Origin of the sequence: Rathayibacter sp. VKM Ac-2926 (assembly GCF_022815565.1) — a bacterium.
Classification (GTDB): Bacteria; Actinomycetota; Actinomycetes; order Actinomycetales; family Microbacteriaceae; genus Rathayibacter; species Rathayibacter festucae.
In genome coordinates, this window is sequence record NZ_JALGRS010000013.1 from 100,268 (window position 1) to 121,990 (window position 21,723).

The window sequence follows — 21,723 nt, forward strand, 5'->3', positions numbered from 1 at the left end:
GCTACTCGACCAGCATGCTGCAGCCCATGCTGGTCGAGCAGCCCTCGCAGAGGGCGTATCGAGACCCACCCTCTGCCGGACCTCGGTCTCGATACGCCGCTGCGCGGCTACTCGACCAGCATGAAGCGGGCCCCGCGGGAGGCCGGCCGAGCAGCAGACGACGGCGGTGCACTCCACGCCGGCCGAGCCGTCTGCGACGGCGCTGCGCTCCATGCTGGTCGAGTAGCCCTCGGAGAGGGCGTATCGAGACCAACGCTCTGCAGGACCCGGGTCTCGATACGCCGCGTTCCGCGGCTACTCGACCAGCATGAAGGGCCGGAACGACGAACGACCGGCGGAGCGGGCTCCGGCCGGTCGTTCGTCGTGGCGGGCGCCTCAGGGGCGCCCGGGGATCAGGCCTGCTTCTTGAGGCGGCTGGTCGCGCGGGCGCGGGCGTTCGCGTCCAGCTCGACCTTGCGGATGCGCACGATCTCGGGGGTGACCTCGACGCACTCGTCCTCGCGGGCGAACTCGAGGCACTCCTCGAGCGTCAGCTGGCGCGAGGGCGTCATCGACTCGAACGTGTCGGAGGTGGACTGACGCATGTTGGTCAGCTTCTTCTCCTTGGTGATGTTCACGTCCATGTCGTCGTTGCGCGAGTTCTCGCCGATGACCATGCCCTCGTAGACCTCCTCGGTGGGGTTCACGAAGAAGGTCATCCGCTCCTGGAGCGCGATGATCGCGAACGGCGTCACGACGCCGGTGCGGTCGGCGACGATCGAACCGTTGTTGCGGGTGACGATGGCGCCGGCCCACGGCTCGTAGCCGTGCAGGATCGCGTTCGCGATGCCGGTGCCGCGGGTCGTGGTGAGGAACTCGGTGCGGAAGCCGATCAGGCCGCGCGAGGGGACGATGAACTCCATGCGGACCCAGCCGGTGCCGTGGTTCGCCATGTTCTCCATGCGGCCCTTGCGGGCGGCGAGGAGCTGGGTGATCGCGCCGAGGTACTCCTCCGGAGCATCGATGGTGAGGTGCTCGAAGGGCTCGTGCACCTTGCCGTCGACCTGACGGGTGACCACCTGGGGCTTGCCGACCGTGAGCTCGAAGCCCTCGCGGCGCATCTGCTCGACGAGGATGGCCAGCGCGAGCTCGCCGCGGCCCTGGACCTCCCACGAGTCGGGGCGGCCGATGTCGAGGACCTTGAGCGACACGTTTCCGATGAGCTCGCGGTCGAGGCGGTCCTTGACCATGCGCGCGGTGAGCTTGTGGCCCTTGACCTTGCCGACCAGCGGCGAGGTGTTGGTGCCGATGGTCATCGAGATCGCCGGGTCGTCGACCGTGATGGCCGGCAGCGGGCGGATGTCCTCCGGGTCGGCGATGGTCTCGCCGATGGTGATCTCGGGGAAGCCCGCGATCGCGACGATGTCGCCGGGGCCCGCGGTCTCGGCCGGGTAGCGGTCGAGCGCCTTGGTGATCAGCAGCTCGGTGATGCGCGCGTTGGTGTGCGAGCCGTCGTGGTGGACCCAGGCGACGGTCTGGCCCTTCTTGATCGTGCCGTTGAAGACGCGGAGGAGGGCGAGGCGGCCGAGGAACGGCGACGCGTCGAGGTTGGTGACGTGGGCCTGGAGGGGCGCCTCGTCGTCGAAGGTCGGCGCGGGGATGTGCTTGAGGATCGCCTCGAACAGCGGCTCGAGGTCCTCGGCGTCGGGCAGCGTGCCGTCCTCCGGCTTGTTCGCGGAGGCGCGGCCGGCCTTGCCGGACGCGTAGACGACGGGGACGTCGAGGATGGCGTCGAGGTCGAGGTCGGGGACGTCGTCCGCCATGTCGGAGGCGAGGCCGAGGAGGAGGTCCTGGCTCTCGGCGACGACCTCGTCGATGCGAGCATCGGGGCGGTCGGTCTTGTTGACCAGCAGGATGACGGGGAGCTTCGCCTCGAGCGCCTTGCGCAGCACGAAGCGGGTCTGCGGGAGGGGACCCTCCGACGCGTCGACGAGGAGGCAGACGCCGTCGACCATCGACAGGCCGCGCTCGACCTCGCCGCCGAAGTCGGCGTGGCCGGGGGTGTCGATCACGTTGATGGTGATGGGGCCGTCGACCGCGTGCTTGCCGCTGTAGGACACAGCGGTGTTCTTCGCGAGGATCGTGATGCCCTTCTCGCGCTCGAGCTCGTTCGAGTCCATCGCGCGCTCGTCCACGTGGGCGTGCGCGTCGAAGGAGTTCGTCTGCTTGAGCATGGCGTCCACCAGGGTGGTCTTGCCATGGTCGACGTGGGCGACGATCGCGACGTTGCGCAGGTCGGAGCGGGTGGCACTTGCCATGTGAACGGACTCGTCTCGTGTTCTCGTGCAGTAAGGGGGACCCTCCATCGTACCGCAGGCTCGCGCCGAGACGGCGGAGGGCCCCGTTCCGGGCCGCCGACCCGATGAACATCGGGTGTCGCCGGCCCGGAACGGGGCCCTCGTGGAGTGGATCCGGCGGACTAGACCGCGAACTCGATCCCGGCGCCGGGGATGGCGGCGAGCAGCTCGCGGGTGTACTCCTGCTGCGGCGACTCGAACACGGTGTCGGTCGAGGCGTGCTCGACGATCCGGCCCTTCTGCATCACGCAGACGTCGTCGGCTATCACGCGGACCACGGCGAGGTCGTGCGTGATGAACAGGTAGGTCAGCCCGAGCTCGGCCTGCAGGTCGGCCAGGAGGCGGAGGATCTGCGCCTGGACGAGCACGTCCAGGGCCGACACCGCCTCGTCGAGCACCACGATCTCGGGCTTGAGCGCGAGCGCGCGGGCGATCGCCACGCGCTGGCGCTGGCCGCCGGAGAGCTCGTTCGGGTAGCGGCTCGCGATGACCCGCGGGAGGGACACCTGGTCGAGCAGCTCGAGCACGCGCTCGCGCTGCGAGGTGCGGTCGCCGACCTTGTGCACCCGCAGCGGCTCCGAGATGGTGTTGCCGATGTTGTGCAGCGGGTCGAGCGAGCCGTACGGGTCCTGGAACACCGGCTGCATCGAGCGCCGCAGCGCCAGCATCTCCTTGCCGCGGAGCTTCTCGGTGCGACGGCCGTCGATCGAGATCGCGCCGGACGTCGCCGTCTCGAGGCCGAGCACGAGGCGGGCGATCGTCGACTTGCCCGAGCCCGACTCCCCCACGAGCGCCGTGGTGGTGCCCTTGGGGATCGAGAACGACACGTCGTCGACGGCCGTGAAGTCCTCGGCCTTCAGCCCGCCGCGGCGGATCTTGAAGACCTTGGTGAGCCCGTCGAGCTCGATCATCGGCCGCGCGGTGGTGGTCGCTGCGCCGTGATGGGCGCCGGCCGCGCCGACCAGGTCGACCTCGCGGACGGCCTCGGACTCGCCGGGCACCGCCTCGGTGGCCTTGCCGGCGGTCGACTGGATGCGGCGCGAGGCGAGGCTCGGCGCCGCGGCGATCAGGCGCTGCGTGTAGGGGTGCTGCGGGTTCTGCAGCACCTCCACCGAGGCGCCCGACTCCACGATCCGGCCCTTGTACATCACGATGAGCTTCTCGGCGCGCTCGGCGGCGAGGCCCAGGTCGTGCGTGATGAAGAGCAGCGCGGTGCCGTCGGTCCTCGTCAGGGTCTCGAGGTGGTCGAGGATGCGCCGCTGCACGGTCACGTCGAGCGCCGAGGTGGGCTCGTCCGCGATCAGCAGCTGCGGCGACGCGGCCAGGCCGATGCCGATCAGCACCCGCTGGCGCATGCCGCCGGAGAACTGGTGCGGGAACTGCTTGAGCCGCTTCTCGGCGTCCGCGAGCCCGGCGTTCTGCAGGACCTCGATCGCCTTGGCGCGGACCTCCTTGCGGCCGGAGGCGAGGCCGTTGGCCTTGATCGTCTCCTCGACCTGGAAGCCGACCGACCAGACCGGGTTGAGGTTGGACATCGGGTCCTGCGGCACGTAGCCGATCCGGCGGCCGCGGATGTCCTCGAGCTCGGTCCTGGTCGCCTTCGCGAGGTCCTTGCCGTCGAACAGGACGGAGCCACCGGTGACCGTGCCGGTGCCGGGGAGCAGGCCGATGATCGCCGCGGCGGTCGTCGACTTGCCGGAGCCGGACTCGCCGACGATCGCGACGGTCTGGCCGTGCTCGATCGTCAGGCTGACGCCGCGGAGTGCGGGGACCAGTCCGCTGCCGGTCTGGAAGCCGACCTCGAGGTCGGTGACCTGGAGCAGCGGCCCCTGCGGGGTGCTCGGTGTCGTGGACGTCATCGGAGGGCCCTCGCCTTCGGGTCGAGCGCGTCGCGGAGCGACTCGCCCAGGAGGATGAAGCTCAGCACCGTCACCGTCAGCGCGATCGACGGGTAGATCAGCGTCTGCGGGTTGGTGCGCAGGTCGCGCTGCGCCTGGCTGATGTCGTTGCCCCAGGACATCACCGAGCCGGGCAGGCCGACGCCGAGGAACGACAGCGTCGCCTCCGCGGTGATGGCCGCGCCGAGCGAGATGGTCGTGACGACGATGACGGGGGCGATCGAGTTCGGCAGCACGTGCCGGAACAGGATCGCCATCTTGGACAGGCCCGTCGCGGTGGCGGCGCCGACGAAGTCGGACTGCTTGACGCGGAGGACCTCGGAGCGCAGCACGCGCGCCGTCGTGGGCCAGGCGAACGCTCCGATCGCCAGGGCGATGACGAAGACGTTCCGGTAGGCCGAGAAGACCGACATGATGACGACCGCGGCGAGGATGTAGGGGATCGAGAAGAAGATGTCGCCGAGGCGCATGATCACGGTGTCGACCCAGCCGCCGAAGAAGCCGGCCAGCGCGCCGCCGATGACGCCGGAGACGGTCGTGATGACGATCACGATCAGACCGACGGTCAGCGACGTGGACGTGCCGTGGATGATGCGTGAGAAGACGTCGCAGCCCTGCTTGGTGTAGCCGAGCAGGCTGCCGCCGCCCGGGCCCTGGTTGCTGAACGAGAGCGCGCACTGCCGCGGGTCCACCGAGGTGAACAGGCCGGGGAGCAGGGCGACCGCGATGATCACGACGATCATCACGCCGGAGATCCAGAACATCGGGCGCTTGCGCAGGTCGCGCCAGGCGTCGGTCCAGAGGTTGCTGGGCTTCTCGTCGAGGCTGACCGCGTCGACGGACGCGATCGGCGTCTCCTCGAGCGGGGCGACGAAGTGGTCGATGCGGCGGGCCTTCTGCGCGCCGCCGGAGAACTCATTTGGCATAGCGGATCCTCGGGTCGAGTACGGCGTAGAGCAGGTCGACGAGGATGTTCACCACGAGGTAGAACAGCACCATGACCGTGACGAAGGAGACGACGGTCGGTCGCTCCCCTCGGATGATCGCCTGGTAGAGCGTGTTCCCGACGCCGGGAACGTTGAAGATGCCCTCGGTCACGGTGGCACCGACGATCAGGAGGCCGAAGTCGGCTCCGAACTGCGTGGTGACCGGGATCAGCGAGTTGCGCAGGACGTGCACCGGGATGACGCGACGACGCGAGAGTCCCTTGCTGTACGCGGTGCGCACGAAGTCCGAGCCCGCGGTCTCGATGACCGAGCCGCGGGTCAGGCGGATCGCCGAGGCGACCACGAACAGCGCGAGCACGATCGCCGGGAGCAGGAGCCTCTGGAACGACGCGTCGGCACCGACCGTCGGAGGGAACCAGCCCAGCTGGATCGCGAAGAACGACTGCGCGATGAAGCAGAGCACGAAGATCGGCACCGAGACGAGCAGGAGGCTGACGACCAGGGCGCTCGCGTCGAAGAAGCTGCCCTTGCGCAGTCCGCTGATGAGGCCGATGGTCAGCGCCACGACGATCTCGATGATGATCGCCATCATCGCGAGGGTCAGGGTCACCGGGAAGGTGCGGGCGAGGATCTCGTTGACCGACTGGCCCGAGAACGAGATGCCGAAGTCGCCGCGGACGACGCCTCCCAGGTAGTACAGGTACTGGACGATGAACGGCTCGTTCAGGTGGTACTGCTCCTCGAGGCGGGCGAGGAGCGCGGGGCTCGGCGTCTTGTCGCCGAAGAGCGACAGGAGCGGGTTCCCCGGCATGGAGAAGACCATGAAGTAGATGAGGAACGTGGTGCCGATGAGCACGGGGACGGCTTGCAGGATGCGTCGGACGATGTAGGCGAGCATGTCAGCCCAGCCGGTTCCGGAGTCGCATGGATGGGGACCTCATTCGATTGTGACCGAAACAGGGCGCTCCGCCCGTGCCGTGACCTGGTGGCCGGCGGCACGGGCGAAGCGCCCCAGTGGTTCGAGCTTAGTTCTTGGTGATCTCGTAGTAGAGCGGCACCGAGTTCCAGCCGAACTCGACGTTCGACACGCCCTCGCCGTAGCCGCCGGTCACGTTCGCGTACCAGAGCGGCAGCGCCGGGAGGTCGGTGAGGAGGGTCTCCTGCGCCTGCTGGAACGTGGTGTTCGCAGCGTCGGTGTCGGCGTCGGAGAGGCCCGAGGCGACGAGAGCGTCGAACTCGGGGTTCGTGTAGTCGCCGTCGTTCGACGAGGCGCCGGTCACGTAGAGCGGTCCGAGGAAGTTGTAGAGGCTCGGGTAGTCGGCCTGCCAACCGGTGCGGAACGCCGTCTCGATCGAGCGGTCGACGATCTTGGTGCGCGCCTCGGCGAAGGTCGGGTAGGCGTCGCCCTCGGCCTCGATGCCCAGCGTGTTCTTGATCGAGTTGGTCACCGCGTCGACCCAGCCCTGGTGGCCGCCGTCCGCGTTGTAGGCGATCTTGAAGGTGCCGTCCCAGGGGCTGATCGCGTCGGCCTGAGCCCACAGCGCCTTGGCCTCGTCGGGGTTGTACTCGAGCACGTCGGCGCCCTCGAGGGAGTCGCTGTAGCCGTCGATCACCGGGGAGGTGAAGTCGGAGGCGGGGGTGCGGGTGCCCTCGAAGATCACGTCGGTGATCTCCTTGCGGTCGAAGGCCATCGAGATGGCCTGACGGCGCAGCTGGCCCTCCTCACCGCCGAAGTGCGCGAGGCGCTCCGGGATGGTGAAGGACTGGAAGATCGCGGCGGGCTGGTTCACGGCGCGGTCGCCGAGGTCGCTCTCGAAGGTGCCGAAGGCGGAGTCCGGGATCTGGTCGACCACGTCGACGTTGCCGCCGAGGAGGTCGGCGTAGGACGCGTCCTGGGTGGCGTAGAAGACGATCTTCAGGCCGCCGTTCTGCGCCTCGCGGGGTCCGGAGTAGTCCTCGTTCTTGACCAGGTCGATCTGGACGTCGTGCTGCCACGCGTCGTCGCCGGCCAGCTTGTACGGGCCGTTGCCGATCGGGTTCTCGCCGAACGCGGCCATGTCGTCGAACGCGACGGCGGGCAGCGGGTAGTACGCCGAGTAGCCGAGGCTGATCGGGAAGTCCGACTGCGGGGACTTGAGCGCCACGGTGAAGGTGGTGTCGTCCACGGCCTTGAGGCCGGTGAGCTCGCTGTCCTCGGTGTCGCTGTAGCCCTCGAAGTTCGCGAAGAACGACGAGCTGAGCTGGTTGTTCGAGAGCTTCGCGCCGTAGTTCCAGGCGTCGATGAAGGAGCTCGAGGTCACCGGGTCGCCGTTCGTGAACGTCAGGCCGTCCTTGATGGTGATGGTGTAGTTCTGCGCGTCGTCCGACTCGATCGACTCGGCGACGTCGTTGTTCGGCGCCCCCTCGGCGTCGTAGTAGACCAGGCCCGCGAAGATCTCGTCGAGGATCTTGCCGCCGCCCACCTCGTTGGTGTTGGTCGGGACCAGCGGGTTCTGCGGCTCCGAGCCGTTGGTGGAGATGATCGCGGCGGTGTCACCGCTCGCGTCTCCGCCGCCCGAGTCGTTCGAGCTGCTGCAGCCGGCCAGGACCAGCGTGCTCGCGGCGACGAGCGCCAGAGCTCCGAGGCCGTAACGTCTGATTTTCACAATTCCTCCAGTGGTGTGGGGGCGCGCGAGAAGTGGTTTCCCTGACGCGTGGAGTGCCGTGCGCGTGGCGACGACGTCGGCGCGCGAGACTGGTGGCCACCGCGCGAATGCCTCTGTCGAGACTATGTATCGACTGCCTATCGCCACAAAACGATGAGGAAACCGTTACACAGCGGTAACCAGGAGGTGGAATCCTTGCGCGGATTCGCACGAAACGTGCGTCTGCGCGTCGTTCCGCGCACACCAGCGAATCCGAGGAAGGGGCCCGCGTGTCCACCGCTCCCCCAGCGTCCGCACAGTCCCGGGGCCGGATCGGGGCGGAGATCCTCCTGGTCCTCGGGCTCTCCCTCGGGGCGTCGGCGGTCTACTCCGTCGTCTCGATCGCCAACAAGCTCACCCGCTCGGTCTCGCTCGGGCAGCAGTCGACGACGATCAACGGGGCGCTCAGCGACCGGCCCGCCTTCGACCTGATCTACCAGCTGCTCGCGCTGTTCTTCGACCTCGTGCCGGTGCTGCTCTGCGTCTTCCTGCTCTGGCAGGGCGGCCGGCGTCCGCTCGGTCGGCTCGGGCTCGACCTGCGCCGTCCGCTCCCCGACCTCGGCACGGGAGTCGTGCTCGCGGTGGCGATCGGCGCACCCGGCATCGGTCTGTACGCGCTCGGGCGGGCGCTCGGGATCACGGTCGCTGTGGTCGCGTCGCCGCTGGACGCCTACTGGTGGACGGTGCCCGTGCTGGTGCTCTCGGCGATCCGGGCGGGGGTGCAGGAGGAGGTGATCATGATCGGCTACCTCTTCGCGCGCCTCGGCGACCTCGGCTGGGGGCGGTGGAGGATCCTGTTCGCGAGCGCCCTGCTCCGGGGCAGCTACCACCTCTACCAGGGCATCGGGCCGTTCATCGGCAACGTGATCATGGGCGTGGTCTTCGGCCTGTTCTACCAGCGCTTCGGGCGCACGCTTCCGCTGGTGATCGCGCACTCGATCATCGACATCGTGTCGTTCGTGGGCTACCCGCTGGCGGTCGCCCTCTGGCCGGAGCTGTTCGCGGCGCCGACGCCGACCGCGACGCCGACGGTCACTCCGACGCCCTGACTCTGCTGACGCCCCGACACTGCTGTCGAGCGCGCCACCGCAGTCGACGATCAGCGCTCCTCGGCGAGCCGATTGCGCTCGGTGCTGGTCCACAGATGCTTCCGCCGTTGCACGAGAAGTCTCAGAACGGCCTCCGTCTGCGGCCAGGAGTGCAGCACCTGCCTCGAAGAGAGCCGCACGACGACGAACCCGAGCGCCTGCAACGCCAGGCTCCTCCGGTAGTCCTCTTCCAACTGAGTCGAACCGGTGTGGAACCTCCGCCCGTCGGTCTCGACGGCGAGGCAGTCTCCGAGGACGTTGTCCACGTGCCCCACCCCCTCGACGGGGACCTGCGCACGCACTCGAGCTCCGAGCCGGACGGCCGCGAGTCTGATGCGCGTCTCGAGACCCGATTGGCAGAGAGGCTCGACCAGATCGAAGACTCGACGCTTCTCGACAGGGACCATCGCTCGGAGATCCATCAGGTCGTCGTACGGCAGCACTCCGTTGTACGCAGCAGAGTCCAAGGCCATGACCGCCTCCTCCTCCGGCAGGCAGAGGACAGCGTGCAGGATCGCGGAACGGACGCCGTCGCGGGAGTTGGACTCGGGTCCGCACCCCGGCCACTGCCGCCAATGCAGAACGACACCGCGTCGAATCGTTCGAACGGCGTTCGACGGAACAGCTACGTGAAGCGCGCCCTCCGAGAGGACCCACAGGTCGCGAGCGGCCAGCGCGGAGACACACGAGAGGACTCCGCCCGCCGCGACCGCGGCGCGTTCCTCGGGCGCAACGGACGGAAGCGCGAACCAGCCCCGCCGCAGGCGGAGAACCAGCCCGTCCCTCAGCGACCGGTCGAGGTCGCGTCGACTACACCCCGCGGCGGCGAGCTGCGCGGCGGACGCCACGCCTCCCTGCTCGGCGAGGGCGGTGAGAAGGCGATCCATGCGTCGAGGGTGGCGCGGCGGACACTCCTGGTGCGGCACTCTCGCGAAAGATGTGGAGAACGCGCGCGGGCAGGTGATGGAGGTGGAGCGGCGCCGCGTACACAACTAAGGCTGAATGGCCCGAAACTCGACTTTTTCGAGCGTTTCGGGCCATCCAGCCTTAGTTGTGCACCGCTGAGCAGTCTGATCAGGCGAAGGCCTCGATCGGCGGGCAGGCGCAGACGAGGTTGCGGTCGCCGTAGGCCTGGTCGACGCGGCGGACCGGCGGCCAGTACTTGCCGCGGACCAGCGAGCGGACCGGGTAGACGGCCTCCTCGCGGCTGTACGGGTGCGACCACTCCGCGTCGACGAGGCACTCCGCGGTGTGCGGGGCGCCCCGCAGCGGGTTGTCGTCCACCGGCCACTCCCCCGCGCCGACGCGGTCGGCCTCTGCCTTGATGCCGATCATCGCGTCGATGAAGCGGTCGATCTCGGCGAGGTCCTCGCTCTCGGTCGGCTCGACCATCAGCGTGCCCGCCACGGGGAAGCTCATCGTCGGCGCGTGGAAGCCGTAGTCGACGAGGCGCTTGGCGACGTCGTCCACGGTCACTCCGGTCGCCGCGGTGAGCGGGCGGATGTCGAGGATGCACTCGTGCGCGACGAGGCCGCTGCCGCCGGTGTAGAGCACCGGGTAGTGCTCGCGCAGGCGGGCGGCGACGTAGTTGGCCGAGAGGACGGCCGCGCCGGTGGCGGCGCGCAGTCCCTCCTCGCCCATCATCCGGGCGTAGGCCCAGGAGATCGGCAGGATGCCCGGGCTGCCGTACGGGGCCGCGGAGACGGGTGCGCCGCCGTGGACGACGGTCTCGCCGTGCTGCCCGACGGAGTGCTCGAGCCGCTGCGCGAGCGGGTGGCCCGGCAGGAACGGCGCGAGGTGCGCCTTCGCGGCGACGGGGCCGACGCCGGGGCCGCCGCCGCCGTGCGGGATGCAGAACGTCTTGTGCAGGTTGAGGTGCGAGACGTCACCGCCGAAGTCGCCGAAGCGGGCGAAGCCGAGCAGCGCGTTGAGGTTCGCGCCGTCGACGTAGACCTGGCCGCCGGCCTCGTGCACGAGCCGGCAGATCTCCGCGACCTCGTGCTCGTAGACCCCGTGGGTGGACGGATAGGTGATCATCAGGGCGGCGAGGCCCTCGGCGTGCTCGGCGATCTTCGCGCGGAGGTCGTCGAGGTCGACGTTGCCGAGCTCGTCGCAGGCGACGACCACGACGCACATCCCGGCGAGGACGGCGCTGGCCGCGTTCGTCCCGTGGGCGCTCGAGGGGATGAGGCAGACGGTGCGCGCCTCGTCGCCGCGCGAGCGGTGGTAGCCGCGGATGGCGAGGAGCCCGGCGAGCTCGCCCTGCGAGCCGGCGTTGGGCTGCAGCGAGACGGAGTCGTAGCCGGTGAGGTGCGCCAGCCAGCGCTCGAGCTGGTCGATCAGGGCGAGGGAGCCCTCGACGTCGGCCTCGGGGGCGAAGGGATGCAGGCCGGCGAACTCAGGCCAGCTGACCGCCTCCATCTCGGCGGCGGCGTTGAGCTTCATCGTGCAGGAGCCCAGGGGGATCATGCCGCGGTCCAGCGCGTAGTCGGCGTCGGCGAGGCGCTTGAGGTAGCGCATCATCGAGGTCTCGCTGCGGTGCGTGTTGAAGACGGGGTGCACCAGGAACGGAGTGGTCCGCTCCAGCGCGCCGGGGATGCTGCGCGCGGCGCCGGCGAGGACGCCGTGCCGGGCGTCGAGGTCGCCGATCGCGACGGCGACCGCCACGACCTCCTCCGGGGTCACCGTCTCGTCGAGGGCGACCGCGACGGTGTCCGCGTCGACGAGGCGCAGGTCGAAGCCGGCCTCGCGGGCGCGGGCGACGGCCGCCTCCGCGCCCTGCGGCACGACGACCGCGACGGTGTCGAAGAAATCGGCGTGCCGGAGCGCGTGGCCGCGGTCGAGCAGGAGCCGCGCCAGCAGCGCGGCACGGGAGTGCACCTGCTCGGCGATCCGGGCGAGGCCGTCCGGCCCGTGGTAGACCGCGTACATCGCGGCCATCACGGCGAGCAGGACCTGCGCGGTGCAGATGTTCGACGTCGCCTTCTCGCGGCGGATGTGCTGCTCGCGCGCCTGCAGCGAGAGCCGGTAGGCGGGGTTGCCGGCCGCGTCCTGGCTGACGCCGACGAGGCGGCCGGGGAGCTGGCGCTCGAGGCCCTTGCGGACGGCGAGGTAGCCGGCGTGCGGTCCGCCGAAGCCCATCGGGACGCCGAAGCGCTGGGTGGTGCCCACGGCGACGTCGGCACCGAGCTCGCCCGGCGAGCGGACGAGGGTGAGCGCGAGGAGGTCGGCCGCGACGATCGCGAGACCGCCGTGCGCCTTGACGGCGCCGAGGACGGCGGACGGGTCCCAGAGGTGACCGGAGGCACCGGGGTACTGGACGAGGGCGCCGAAGGACTCGGGCAGCTCGTCCGCGTCGGTCCGCGAGAGCGGCAGCTCGACGATGCGGATGCCGACCGCCTCCGCCCGGCCGCGCAGCAGCGCGAGGGTCTGCGGCAGCGCGTCGGAGTCGACGACGAAGACGTCGGTCTTCGCCTTGGAGGCGCGGCGCGCCAGCAGCATCGCCTCGACGACGGCGGTGCCCTCGTCGAGCATCGAGGCGCCGGCGGTGTCGAGACCGGTGAGGTCGGCGACCATCGTCTGGAAGTTGATCAGCGCCTCGAGCCGGCCCTGGGAGATCTCGGGCTGGTACGGCGTGTAGGCCGTGTACCAGCTCGGGTTCTCGAGGACGTTGCGCTTGATCACGGCCGGGGTGAGCGTGCCGTGGTAGCCCAGGCCGATCAGCGGGCGGCGGAGGGTGTTGCGCGCGGCGAGGGCGCGCAGCTCGGCCAGCGCCTCGGCCTCGGTGGCCGGCGCGGGGAGCACCGGTGCGAGGTCGCGGACGTGGATCGACTCGGGGACGGCGGCCTCGACCAGCGCGTCGACGGAGTCGTAGCCGAGGGCGGCGAGCATGGTGCGCTGGGCGTCGGCGTCGGTCCCGATGTGGCGGGACTCGAACTCACCGGGGGTGCGGGCCGCCATCTACTCGCCCACCAGCTCGTCGTAGGCGGCGGCGTCGAGCAGGCCGTCCGGCAGCGCATCGAAGCGCACCTTGATCAGCCAGCCGTCGCCGAACGGGTCGGCGTTGACCAGCTCGGGGCTGTCGACGACCGCGGTGTTGGTCTCGAGGACCTCGCCGTCGACCGGCGCGAACAGCTCGCCGACCGACTTGGTCGACTCGATCTCGCCGACGACGGAGCCGCCCTCGACCCGCGTGCCCGCCTCGGGCAGCTCGACGAAGACGACGTCGCCGAGCTTGTCGGCGGCGTAGGCGGTGATGCCGACGGTCGCGGTCTCGCCCTCGACCAGGATCCACTCGTGGTCGGAGGTGTACTGGAGCTCGGTGGGAACGGCCATGGTCAGTTCTTCTTTCTGGAGTAGAAGGGGAGCTCGGTGACGGTCATCGGGAGCCGGCTGCCGCGGATGTCGACGGAGACGACACTGCCGGGCTGCGCGGAGGCCGGCGCGACGTAGGCCATCGCGATCGGCACGCCGAGGGTGGGCGAGAGGATGCCGCTGGTGACGACGCCGATCACGTCGTCATCGGGGCCGTGCACGCTGTAGTCGGCGCGGGCGGCGCGGCGGCCCTCGCCGATCAGGCCGACCAGCACGGGGGCGTCGCCGGACGGGCCCTCCTCGCTGGCCGCGCGGCCGACGAAGTCGATCGGCTTGCCGAGGGCGACGACGCGGCCGAGGCCGGCCTGCGCGGGGAAGACGTCGCGGGAGAGCTCGTGGCCGTAGAGCGGCATGCCCGCCTCGAGGCGCAGGGTGTCGCGCGCGGCGAGCCCGGCGGGGACGAGGCCCGCGCCCGCGCCCGTCTCGGCGAGCGCCTCCCAGAGCGCGGGGGCGGTGTCGGGGGCGACGTAGATCTCGAAGCCGTCCTCGCCCGTATAGCCGGTGCGAGCGATCAGGATCGGGTGCGCCTCGAAGGTGGCGGGCACGGCGCGGTAGTAGCGCAGCTCCTCGAGCAGGCGGGCGGCGTCGTCGGTGTCGAGCACCGACTCCTCGCCGCGGTCGACCTCGATCGCGAGGCCCTGCAGGTTCTGCAGGATCTCCAGCGAGCGCGGGCCCTGGATCGCGATCAGGGCGACGTCGTCGCTCTCGTCGTAGAGCTCGCACTCGAACATCGCGGTGCGGTCGCGCAGCTGCTCGGCGACCACGTGGCGGTTGGCCGCGTTCGCGACGACCATGAAGCGGTCCTCGCCTGTCCGGTAGACGACGAGGTCGTCGATCACGCCGCCGGTGCGGTCGAGCAGGAGGGTGTACTTCGCGCGGCCGACAGCGACGGCGGAGAGGTCGCTCGCGAGCGCGTAGTCGAGGGCGTCCACCGCCTCGGGGCCGACGACGAGGATCTCGCCCATGTGGGAGAGGTCGAAGAGGCCCGCCGCGGTGCGGACCGCGTGGTGCTCGGCGAGGTCGCCGGTGTAGCGGACGGGCATCCACCAGCCGGCGAAGTCGGTGAAGGAGGCGCCGGCGGCGACGTGCACGTCGTGCAGCGGCGAGCGGCGGGGCTCGGTGCTCGGCGCGGTGGCGTCGGGCGAGTCGATCTCGATGCCGCCGGTCTCGGGGGCGCCGGACTCGGCCGGGGTCGTCGGGACGGAGGTGCCTTCGACAGCGTTCTCGTCGACGGAGTTTTCTTCGGACATGGGAGTTCTCCATTTCGTCGCAGTGCTGCGCACGCGCCCGCACAGGTCGGTGATGCGTGGCACAGCAGTGCCGTGGGAACTCCCCCTCTGTCGTGGTGCCTGAGAGATTCACGCCGTCCCTCGCGGGGTGGGCGCTTTCACCATCGGCGGATCCTCTGCGGATCGCTTTCCAGAGTGGCCAGTTCGACGCGGTACAAGACCTGAGAGATTGGCGGGGAGGCTTGCTCCTTCGGTGCCGACCGGAGTCGGCTCTCCCGCGTCGCGTATGCGGCCCGGTATTCGGTTGTCCGCTCACCCTAGCGGGCGGGTGCGCGTCCTGTCCCCCCGCCGCGAGATGCCACTTGTGCACGCTTCTCACGGCGTGTCGCGTACGCAAATGGCATCTCGCGGCGGGGAGGACGGCGTGTGCCGGGGTGGTGTTCGGGTCGGGGTGACACTAAGCTCGGGGAAGTCGTTAGGGTCAGGGTGACTTTTAGGGGGGCTCGTGGAGGCAGCAGTGCCGCAGCTCGCGGTGTCGACCGTGATCTTCGCGCTGCGCCCGCATCCGGAGACCGGGGCCGCTGCCGTCTGGATCCCCGTCGTCCGTCGCCTGCGCGATCCCTATCAGGGGCTCTGGGCGCTGCCCGGCGGCCCGCTCCGGCCGGACGAGGACCTCGCCGAGGCGGCGCGCCGCACCCTCCGCGAGACGACGGGCCTCGCCCCGCGCTACCTCGAGCAGCTCTACGCCGTCGGCGGCACCGAGCGCTCCCGCGGCGAGCACCGCGTCGTCTCGATCGTCTACTGGGCGCTGGTGCGCACCTCCGAGGCCGACGCGGCGATCGTGGACGAGAACGTCGCCTGGCTCTGCACCGATCTGCTCCCCGAGCTGGCCTTCGATCACGGGCTGATCGTCGACTACGCCCTCTGGCGCCTGCGCAACAAGATGGAGTACTCCCGGATCGCCCAGGCCTTCCTCGGCGAGACCTTCACGCTCGCCCAGCTGCGCGAGGTGCACGAGGCCGTCCTGCAGAAGCCCCTCGACCCGGCGAACTTCCGCCGGACGATCGAGGCCTCCAAGACCGTGGTGCCGACCGAGCAGCGGCTGACGGGCACCCGTCACCGCCCGCCCCGGCTGTACCGCTACGACGGGTCCGTGGCACTCGTCGACAACGGGCCCCTGCCGGTCTAGCACCGGCCGCCGCCCGCACCAGGCCGCCGCCGGCCCCGCACCGGCCGCCGCCCCCGTCCGAACCGCACCATCGAGGAGACACCGTGACATCGGTCGACAGCACCATCCAGCTCATCGAGCGGGGAGCCGCCCCCGGCGCGACCTGCGCACCCGAGCTCGCCGAGGCGCCCTGGGCGTTCGACCTCGGCCTCCCCGCCTACGGACCCGGCGCCTCGCAGGCGGACCCGATCCCGGCGGCGTCGCCCGTCCAGGGCCGCCTCCCCGACGAGTACACCGCGGCGAGCGCCGACGAGCTGCACCGCCGCATCCTCGCGGCGAAGGAGACGCTGGGCGAGCGGGTCGTCGTGCTCGGCCACTTCTACCAGCGCGACGAGGTGGTGCAGTACGCGGACTTCGTCGGCGACTCCTTCCAGCTCGCGAAGGCGGTGGCGAACCGGCCCGACGCCGAGGCGATCGTCTTCTGCGGCGTGCACTTCATGGCCGAGACGGCGGACATCCTCTCCCGGCCGGACCAGGCGGTCATCCTGCCGAACCTCGCCGCGGGCTGCTCGATGGCGGACATGGCCGACATCGACTCGGTCGAGGACGCCTGGGCCGAGCTGACCGAGCTCTACGGCACCGAGCCGGACGCCGACGGCCGGATACCGCTGATCCCGGTGACCTACATGAACTCGTCCGCGGCGCTCAAGGCGTTCTGCGGACGGAACGGCGGCGTGGTCTGCACCTCGTCGAACGCGACCACCGTGCTCGAGGACGCGTTCGCGCGCGGGCAGCGGGTCCTCTTCTTCCCGGACCAGCACCTCGGCCGCAACACCGCGAAGGCGATGGGCGTTCCGCTCGAGCGGATGCCGATGTGGAACCCGCGGAAGCCGGGCGGCGGCTCGGACGAGGCGACGCTGCTCGACGCGCAGGTCATCCTCTGGCACGGCTTCTGCTCGGTGCACAAGCGCTTCACGGTCGCGCAGATCGAGCGCGCGCGGCTCCAGCACCCGGACGTCCGTGTGATCGTGCACCCGGAGTGCCCGATGGCCGTCGTCGACGCGGCGGACGAGTACGGCTCGACAGACTACATCGTCAAGGCGATCCAGGCGGCGCCGGCGGGCAGCACCTTCGCGATCGGCACCGAGATCAACCTCGTGCAGCGCCTCGCCGTGCAGTACCCGCAGCACACCGTCTTCTGCCTGGACGACGTGGTCTGCCCGTGCTCGACGATGTACCGCATCCATCCGGGGTACCTCGCGTGGGTGCTGGAGGGGCTGGTCGCGGGGACGGTGCACAACCGGATCTCGGTCGACGAGTCGGTTCAGGACCAGGCGCGCGTGGCGCTCGAGCGGATGCTCGCCGCGGTGCCGCCGGCCGGTCCGGTGGCTCCTGCTCCCGCTCCTGCTCCCGTGGCAGGGCTCTGACATGGCCCGCGTCGTCGTGGTCGGCAGCGGGATCGCCGGGCTGGTCGTCGCCCTGCTGGCCTCGCGCCGGCACGAGGTCGTCCTCGTCACCAAGGGTGCGCTCGCGGAGTCGAGCACGCGCGCCGCGCAGGGCGGGATCGCCGCCGTCACCGCGGCGGGAGACTCCGTCGCTCTGCACGTCGAGGACACCCTGACCGCGGGCGCCGGGCTCTGCTCGCGCTCGGCCGTCGAGGTGCTCTGCGCCGAAGGCCCGGCGGCGGTCGCCGCGCTGCAGGCGTGGGGCGTCGGCTTCGACCGCGACGGCGACGACCTCGCCCGCGGGCTGGAGGGGGCGCACTCGCGGCCGCGGATCCTGCACGCCGGCGGCGACGCGACCGGCTCCGCGATCGAGGAGGCGCTCGTCGCCGCGGTGCGCGCCGCCGCCGTCACGGTGCTCGAGGAGACGGTGCTGGTCGACCTGGTGCGGCCGGGAGCCGCCGTGACCGGCGTGGACGTGCTGCGGGACGGCCGGGTCGAGCGGATCGACGCCGACGCGGTCGTCCTCGCGACCGGCGGGGCCGGGCAGCTCTACCGGCACACCACGAATCCCGCGGTCGCGACCGGCGACGGGCTCGCCGCGGCGCTCCGGGCCGGTGCCCAGACGGCCGACCTGGAGTTCTACCAGTTCCACCCCACCTGGCTCGCGCTGGCCGGCGGGTTCCTGGTGTCGGAGGCGGTCCGCGGCGAGGGCGCGGTGCTGCGCGACGCCGCGGGCGAGCGCTTCCTCGTCGGGGTGCACCCGGACGCCGAGCTGGCGCCCCGCGACGTGGTGGCCCGTGCGATCGCCGACCGGATGCTGCTCCAGGGCGGACTGCCGGTGCACCTCGACGCGCGGGCGATCCCCGCGGACGTGCTCGCGCACCGCTTCCCCACCATCTCCGCCGCCTGCCGCGCGGGCGGGCTCTCGCTCGCCGACGACCTCATCCCCGTGACGCCGGCCGCGCACTACTGGATGGGCGGGATCGCCACCGATCTCGACGGGCGGAGCAGCCTCCCCGGACTCTTCGCCGTCGGCGAGGTCGCCTGCACCGGCGTGCACGGCGCGAACCGGCTGGCGTCGAACAGCCTGCTCGAGGGCGTCGTGTTCGCGCGGCGGGTCGCGGCGGCGCTCGACGGCCCGCCTGCGGTGCCCTCGTCCGAGGCGCCGGAGCCCTCCGCCCTCGCGCCGCTCGCGCTCGACCGCGCGCTCCTGCAGGAGACGCTCTGGACGGGGGCTGGTCTCTCCCGCGACTCCGCCGGTCTCGAGGCCGCCCGGGCCGCCCTCGCCGCCGCCGGCTCCCCCGCGCCGCTGACCAGAGCGACGCTGGAGGACGCGAACCTCCGCGCCTGCGGTCTCGCCCTGATCGACGCCGCCCTGGCCCGCGCCGAGTCGCGCGGCGCCCACCACCGCACCGACCACCCCCACCCCTCGGCGAGCGCCTACCGCGTCGCCGGTACGAGAAAGGTCGCCGTCCCGTGCTGACCCGTCAGAGCATCGAGCGCATCGTCACCCTGGCCCTGGAGGAGGACGCCCCCTGGGGCGACCTCACCTCCGACACCCTGCTGCCCGCGGACGCGACGGCCTCCGCGGCCCTCGTCGCCCGCGAGCCCGGCGTCTTCAGCGGCGGCGCGGTGCTGCTCGGCACGTTCCTGCAGGCCGACTCGCGGATCCGCGTGCAGGACGTCGCCGCGGACGGGACGGTCTTCGCGGCCGGCGACGTCCTCGCGCGGATCGACGGCCCCGCCGGCGGGCTGCTGCGCGGCGAGCGCGTGGCGCTCAACCTCGTGCAGCGGATGAGCGGCATCGCGACCCTGACCGCGCGCTACGTCGAGGCCGTGGTGGGCACGCGCGCGCGCATCGTCGACACCCGCAAGACCACGCCGGGACTGCGCGCCCTCGAGCGGCACGCGGTGCGCAGCGGCGGCGGGCACAACCACCGCTTCTCGCTCTCGGACGCGATCCTGGCGAAGGACAACCACCTCGCGATCCTCGCTCAGCGCGGACTCGACCTGACGGAGGCGCTGCTCGCCGCGCGCGCGGCCGTCTCGCACACGACGCACATCGAGGTCGAGGTCGACCGGCTCGAGCAGATCGGCGCCGCCCTCGCCGGCGGCGCCGACACGATCATGCTCGACAACTTCACGCCCGAGCAGCTGGCGCAGGGCGTCGCGCTGATCGGCGGCCGGGCCGTGGTCGAGGCGAGCGGCGGGGTGAACCTCGAGACGGTCCGCGCCATCGCCGAGGCGGGCGTCGACGTGATCTCCGTCGGCGCGCTGACGCACAGCGTCCGCTCGCTGGATCTCGGCCTCGACATCGCGATCGAGGCTCCGGCCGCGTGATCTACCTCGACCACGCGGCGACCTCGCCCGTGCGCCGCGAGGTGCTCGAGGCGATGTGGCCGTACCTCACCGGCGAGTACGGCAACCCGTCGAGCAGTCATGCGCTGGGCGCGTCGGCGGCGCGCGCGCTGGAGGAGGCGCGGCGGCACGTGGCGCGCTTCCTCGGCGGGCGCGGCTCGGAGGTCCTCTTCACCTCGGGCGGGACGGAGTCGATCAACACGGCGGTCAAGGGCATCGCGCTCGGCGGTCTCTCCGCGGGGCGCGGCCGGCACGTCGTGATCTCGGCGATCGAGCACGAGGCCACGGTGGAGTCGGCCGATCATCTGCGGCGGCTGCACGGCTTCGAGGTGTCGGTCGCGCCGGTGGACGGCGAGGGGCGGCTCGATCCGGAGGCGCTCTCCGCGCTGCTGCGACCGGACACGGCGCTGGTCTCGGTGCTCGCGGCGAGCAACGAGATCGGGACGCTGCAGGACGTGCCGGCGATCGCGGCGCTCTGCCGGCCGCACCGGATCCCGCTGCACGTGGACGCGGTGCAGGCGGCGGGGTGGATCGACCTGGTCGGCCTGGGCGCGGACGCGGTGTCGATCTCGGGGCACAAGCTCGGGGCGCCGAAGGGCGTGGGGGCGCTGCTGCTGCGCAGTCGCGTGCCGTTCGAGCCGCTCGTGCACGGCGGCGGTCAGGAGCGGGCGCGGCGCTCGGGGACCGAGAACGTGGCGTTCGCGGTGGCCCTCGGGGCGGCTGTGCAGCTCGTGGATCCCGCGCGGGGCGCCCGCGTCTCGGCCGTGCGCGACGCGTTCGCGGCGCGGGTGGCGGCGGAGGTGCCGCGGGCCGTGCCTCTCGGGGCGGCGGAGCACCGGCTGCCCTCGATCGCGTCCTTCGTGGTGCCGGGGCGCAGCGGCGAGTCGATCCTGCTCGCCCTGGAGGAGCGCGGCGTCGTGGTGTCCAGCGGCTCGGCCTGCGCGGCCGGCCGCGACGAGCCGTCGCCGACGCTGCTGGCGCTCGGCCTCGAGCCGGCCGTCGCGCAGACGGCGGTGCGCTTCAGCTTCGGCGCGGAGTCGACGCCCTCGGACGCGGAGGCGGCGGCGGACGCGTTCGCGGCGGTTCTCGCGGCGGCGTAGGGCGCGGCGCGAGTGCCCCCCTCCCTGCTGGTGAGGAGTGGAGCAGGCGCACCTCCTCCCTGCTGATCGAGTAGCGCGCGCAGCGGGCGTATCGAGCGGAGGGGGCGCCTCCGGCGCCATCGCAGGGCGGGGAAGAGGCCGACGTCCTTGGGGTGCGCGGGTCTCGATACGCCCCTGCGGGGCTACTCGACCAGCATGTCTGCGGGCGTCTCTTCCAAGTAGATCCACCACCGTCAGGAGCCGGGCCCTCAGCGCTCACGTACCGAGGGGGCAGGTCTCGAGACGCCACTGCGGGGCTGCTCGACCAGCATGTGAGTGCGGCCCGATCCACTGACCAGACGTCGCGCGCCGATGCCCTCGAGTTCTTGCGCCGGGAAGGCTCTGGCTGTCGATCGTGCCTAGGGTCCTCTACGGACCAGGACGACGACGATCCTGCAGAAGGACGAGCGGTCGGTGTGCAGATGGTGATTCGCGAGCCGACGCCGTCGCCCTCCCGGTCCGGCGCCAGGGCCGTGACCGTCCTCGCGGTCGTGACCGCCTTCCTCAGCGGCTGCGCACTCGGACTGCCGCCGATCGACGGATCCGCACCACCGTCGCCCGCTCCGAGCGCCGTCCCGAGCGTCGACGGACCCGGTCAGGCCGTGCCTCTCGATCTCGAGGCGTTCGACGCGATCAACAGCGCGTCGGTCGCGTCGATCGGCGACCCGAGCGGCGCGGATCTGACGCGGGCGCTGATCGCCGGTGGCGTGGACCGGGCCGGTCTGGAGGTCACGGCCGACATCACGACCGCCGACAAGAGGGCCGATGCGGTCTTCGTCGCGGTGAGGGTCGGCGGCTCCTGCCTCGTGGGTCAGTACCGGCACAAGGCCTCGGGCGAGGACGGCGACCCGAGGTACCTCGGGGCGGTCGTCGCGCCGCTCGCCACCGGTCGGTGCCTGATCGGGGACCCGGTTCCCGTCGAGCGACGGGCACTCCTCGGAGACGTCGCTGCGCCCTTCATGCTGATCGAGTAGCCCGCAGAGCGGGCGTATCGAGCGGAGGGGGCGCCTTCGGCGCCAGTGCAGGGCGGGGAAAGGATCTTGTGGCTGGCTCGTTG

Annotated in this window: 16 protein-coding genes and 1 riboswitch; of the genes, 7 read left to right on the plus strand and 9 right to left on the minus strand. The window is 71.4% G+C overall.

The annotated features are described in order from the left end of the window. Positions 1 to 392 precede the first annotated feature (392 nt). The 5 genes from typA to MT351_RS16700 all read right to left on the minus strand — a co-directional run bounded on the left by typA (position 393) and on the right by MT351_RS16700 (position 7,826). Positions 393 to 2,297 (minus strand): translational GTPase TypA, encoded by a 1,905-nt coding sequence (typA, locus tag MT351_RS16680; RefSeq protein WP_123445448.1) that lies wholly within the window; start codon positions 2,295 to 2,297, stop codon positions 393 to 395. A 161-nt stretch (positions 2,298 to 2,458) separates the two neighbouring features. Further along, positions 2,459 to 4,195 (minus strand): ABC transporter ATP-binding protein, encoded by a 1,737-nt coding sequence (locus tag MT351_RS16685; protein ID WP_123445447.1) that lies wholly within the window; start codon positions 4,193 to 4,195, stop codon positions 2,459 to 2,461. Beyond that, a complete protein-coding gene (locus tag MT351_RS16690) occupies positions 4,192 to 5,160 on the minus strand; it encodes an ABC transporter permease (RefSeq protein WP_123445446.1) in 969 nt (322 codons plus the stop codon). Before MT351_RS16690 ends, MT351_RS16685 begins: the two co-directional genes overlap by 4 nt. Next, positions 5,150 to 6,079 carry an ABC transporter permease gene (locus MT351_RS16695; RefSeq protein ID WP_123445445.1) on the minus strand — a complete coding sequence of 310 codons (930 nt, stop codon included), beginning with the start codon at positions 6,077 to 6,079 and terminating at the stop codon, positions 5,150 to 5,152. The genes MT351_RS16690 and MT351_RS16695 overlap by 11 nt, the downstream gene beginning before the upstream one ends. Before the next feature lie 127 nt (positions 6,080 to 6,206). Then, positions 6,207 to 7,826 carry an ABC transporter substrate-binding protein gene (locus MT351_RS16700; protein ID WP_123735315.1) on the minus strand — a complete coding sequence of 540 codons (1,620 nt, stop codon included), beginning with the start codon at positions 7,824 to 7,826 and terminating at the stop codon, positions 6,207 to 6,209. Positions 7,827 to 8,095: 269 nt separating this feature from the next. Between MT351_RS16700 and MT351_RS16705 the strand changes: the two genes are divergently transcribed. Then, positions 8,096 to 8,914 (plus strand): CPBP family intramembrane glutamic endopeptidase, encoded by an 819-nt coding sequence (locus tag MT351_RS16705; protein ID WP_132435782.1) that lies wholly within the window; start codon positions 8,096 to 8,098, stop codon positions 8,912 to 8,914. A 50-nt stretch (positions 8,915 to 8,964) separates the two neighbouring features. Here MT351_RS16705 and MT351_RS16710 read toward each other — a convergent pair whose 3' ends face one another. From MT351_RS16710 to gcvT, 4 genes are all read right to left on the minus strand, one after another. Beyond that, the gene (locus MT351_RS16710; RefSeq protein WP_243582716.1) at positions 8,965 to 9,840 is read right to left on the minus strand and encodes a type IV toxin-antitoxin system AbiEi family antitoxin domain-containing protein; all 876 of its coding nucleotides are present in this window, start codon (positions 9,838 to 9,840) and stop codon (positions 8,965 to 8,967) included. Between the two features lie 187 nt (positions 9,841 to 10,027). Next, positions 10,028 to 12,913 carry an aminomethyl-transferring glycine dehydrogenase gene (gene gcvP, locus MT351_RS16715; RefSeq protein WP_243582717.1) on the minus strand — a complete coding sequence of 962 codons (2,886 nt, stop codon included), beginning with the start codon at positions 12,911 to 12,913 and terminating at the stop codon, positions 10,028 to 10,030. Beyond that, positions 12,914 to 13,288, minus strand: coding sequence for a glycine cleavage system protein GcvH (gene gcvH / locus MT351_RS16720; protein WP_123445441.1), 375 nt, complete (start codon positions 13,286 to 13,288; stop codon positions 12,914 to 12,916). It lies immediately after the preceding gene. A 2-nt stretch (positions 13,289 to 13,290) separates the two neighbouring features. Next, positions 13,291 to 14,577 (minus strand): glycine cleavage system aminomethyltransferase GcvT, encoded by a 1,287-nt coding sequence (gcvT, locus tag MT351_RS16725; RefSeq protein ID WP_132435785.1) that lies wholly within the window; start codon positions 14,575 to 14,577, stop codon positions 13,291 to 13,293. Between the two features lie 179 nt (positions 14,578 to 14,756). Continuing rightward, positions 14,757 to 14,844, minus strand: a riboswitch (glycine riboswitch). Positions 14,845 to 15,061: 217 nt separating this feature from the next. Here gcvT and MT351_RS16730 point away from each other — a divergent pair. The 6 genes from MT351_RS16730 (at position 15,062) to MT351_RS16755 (ending at position 21,640) form a co-directional block, all read left to right on the plus strand. Then, positions 15,062 to 15,745 carry an NUDIX domain-containing protein gene (locus tag MT351_RS16730; protein ID WP_132435786.1) on the plus strand — a complete coding sequence of 228 codons (684 nt, stop codon included), beginning with the start codon at positions 15,062 to 15,064 and terminating at the stop codon, positions 15,743 to 15,745. Positions 15,746 to 15,828: 83 nt separating this feature from the next. After that, positions 15,829 to 17,151: a quinolinate synthase NadA gene (gene nadA / locus MT351_RS16735; RefSeq protein WP_243582718.1), complete on the plus strand. Its 1,323-nt coding sequence runs from the start codon at positions 15,829 to 15,831 to the stop codon at positions 17,149 to 17,151. A 1-nt stretch (position 17,152) separates the two neighbouring features. Continuing rightward, positions 17,153 to 18,652: an L-aspartate oxidase gene (gene nadB, locus MT351_RS16740; RefSeq protein WP_243582719.1), complete on the plus strand. Its 1,500-nt coding sequence runs from the start codon at positions 17,153 to 17,155 to the stop codon at positions 18,650 to 18,652. Then, on the plus strand, positions 18,646 to 19,509 hold the full coding sequence (gene nadC, locus MT351_RS16745; RefSeq protein WP_243582720.1) for a carboxylating nicotinate-nucleotide diphosphorylase: 864 nt from the start codon (positions 18,646 to 18,648) through the stop codon (positions 19,507 to 19,509). The genes nadB and nadC overlap by 7 nt, the downstream gene beginning before the upstream one ends. Continuing rightward, positions 19,506 to 20,627 carry a cysteine desulfurase family protein gene (locus MT351_RS16750; protein ID WP_243582721.1) on the plus strand — a complete coding sequence of 374 codons (1,122 nt, stop codon included), beginning with the start codon at positions 19,506 to 19,508 and terminating at the stop codon, positions 20,625 to 20,627. Before nadC ends, MT351_RS16750 begins: the two co-directional genes overlap by 4 nt. 461 nt (positions 20,628 to 21,088) lie before the next feature. After that, positions 21,089 to 21,640, plus strand: a complete 552-nt coding sequence (locus MT351_RS16755; protein WP_243582722.1) for a hypothetical protein — start codon at positions 21,089 to 21,091, stop codon at positions 21,638 to 21,640. Positions 21,641 to 21,723: the final 83 nt, after the last annotated feature.

Bases quoted from the DNA above. Each gene is read 5' to 3' on its own strand.
- typA (WP_123445448.1), bottom strand. From the start codon at position 2,297: ATGGCAAGTGCCACCCGCTCCGACCTGCGCAACGTCGCGATCGTCGCC.
- MT351_RS16685 (WP_123445447.1), bottom strand. From the start codon at position 4,195: ATGACGTCCACGACACCGAGCACCCCGCAGGGGCCGCTGCTCCAGGTC.
- MT351_RS16710 (WP_243582716.1), bottom strand. From the start codon at position 9,840: ATGGATCGCCTTCTCACCGCCCTCGCCGAGCAGGGAGGCGTGGCGTCC.
- MT351_RS16755 (WP_243582722.1), top strand. From the start codon at position 21,089: ATGGTGATTCGCGAGCCGACGCCGTCGCCCTCCCGGTCCGGCGCCAGG.
- gcvH (WP_123445441.1), bottom strand. From the start codon at position 13,288: ATGGCCGTTCCCACCGAGCTCCAGTACACCTCCGACCACGAGTGGATC.
- MT351_RS16690 (WP_123445446.1), bottom strand. From the start codon at position 5,160: ATGCCAAATGAGTTCTCCGGCGGCGCGCAGAAGGCCCGCCGCATCGAC.
- nadB (WP_243582719.1), top strand. From the start codon at position 17,153: ATGGCCCGCGTCGTCGTGGTCGGCAGCGGGATCGCCGGGCTGGTCGTC.
- MT351_RS16695 (WP_123445445.1), bottom strand. From the start codon at position 6,079: ATGCTCGCCTACATCGTCCGACGCATCCTGCAAGCCGTCCCCGTGCTC.
- gcvT (WP_132435785.1), bottom strand. From the start codon at position 14,577: ATGTCCGAAGAAAACTCCGTCGACGAGAACGCTGTCGAAGGCACCTCC.
- gcvP (WP_243582717.1), bottom strand. From the start codon at position 12,913: ATGGCGGCCCGCACCCCCGGTGAGTTCGAGTCCCGCCACATCGGGACC.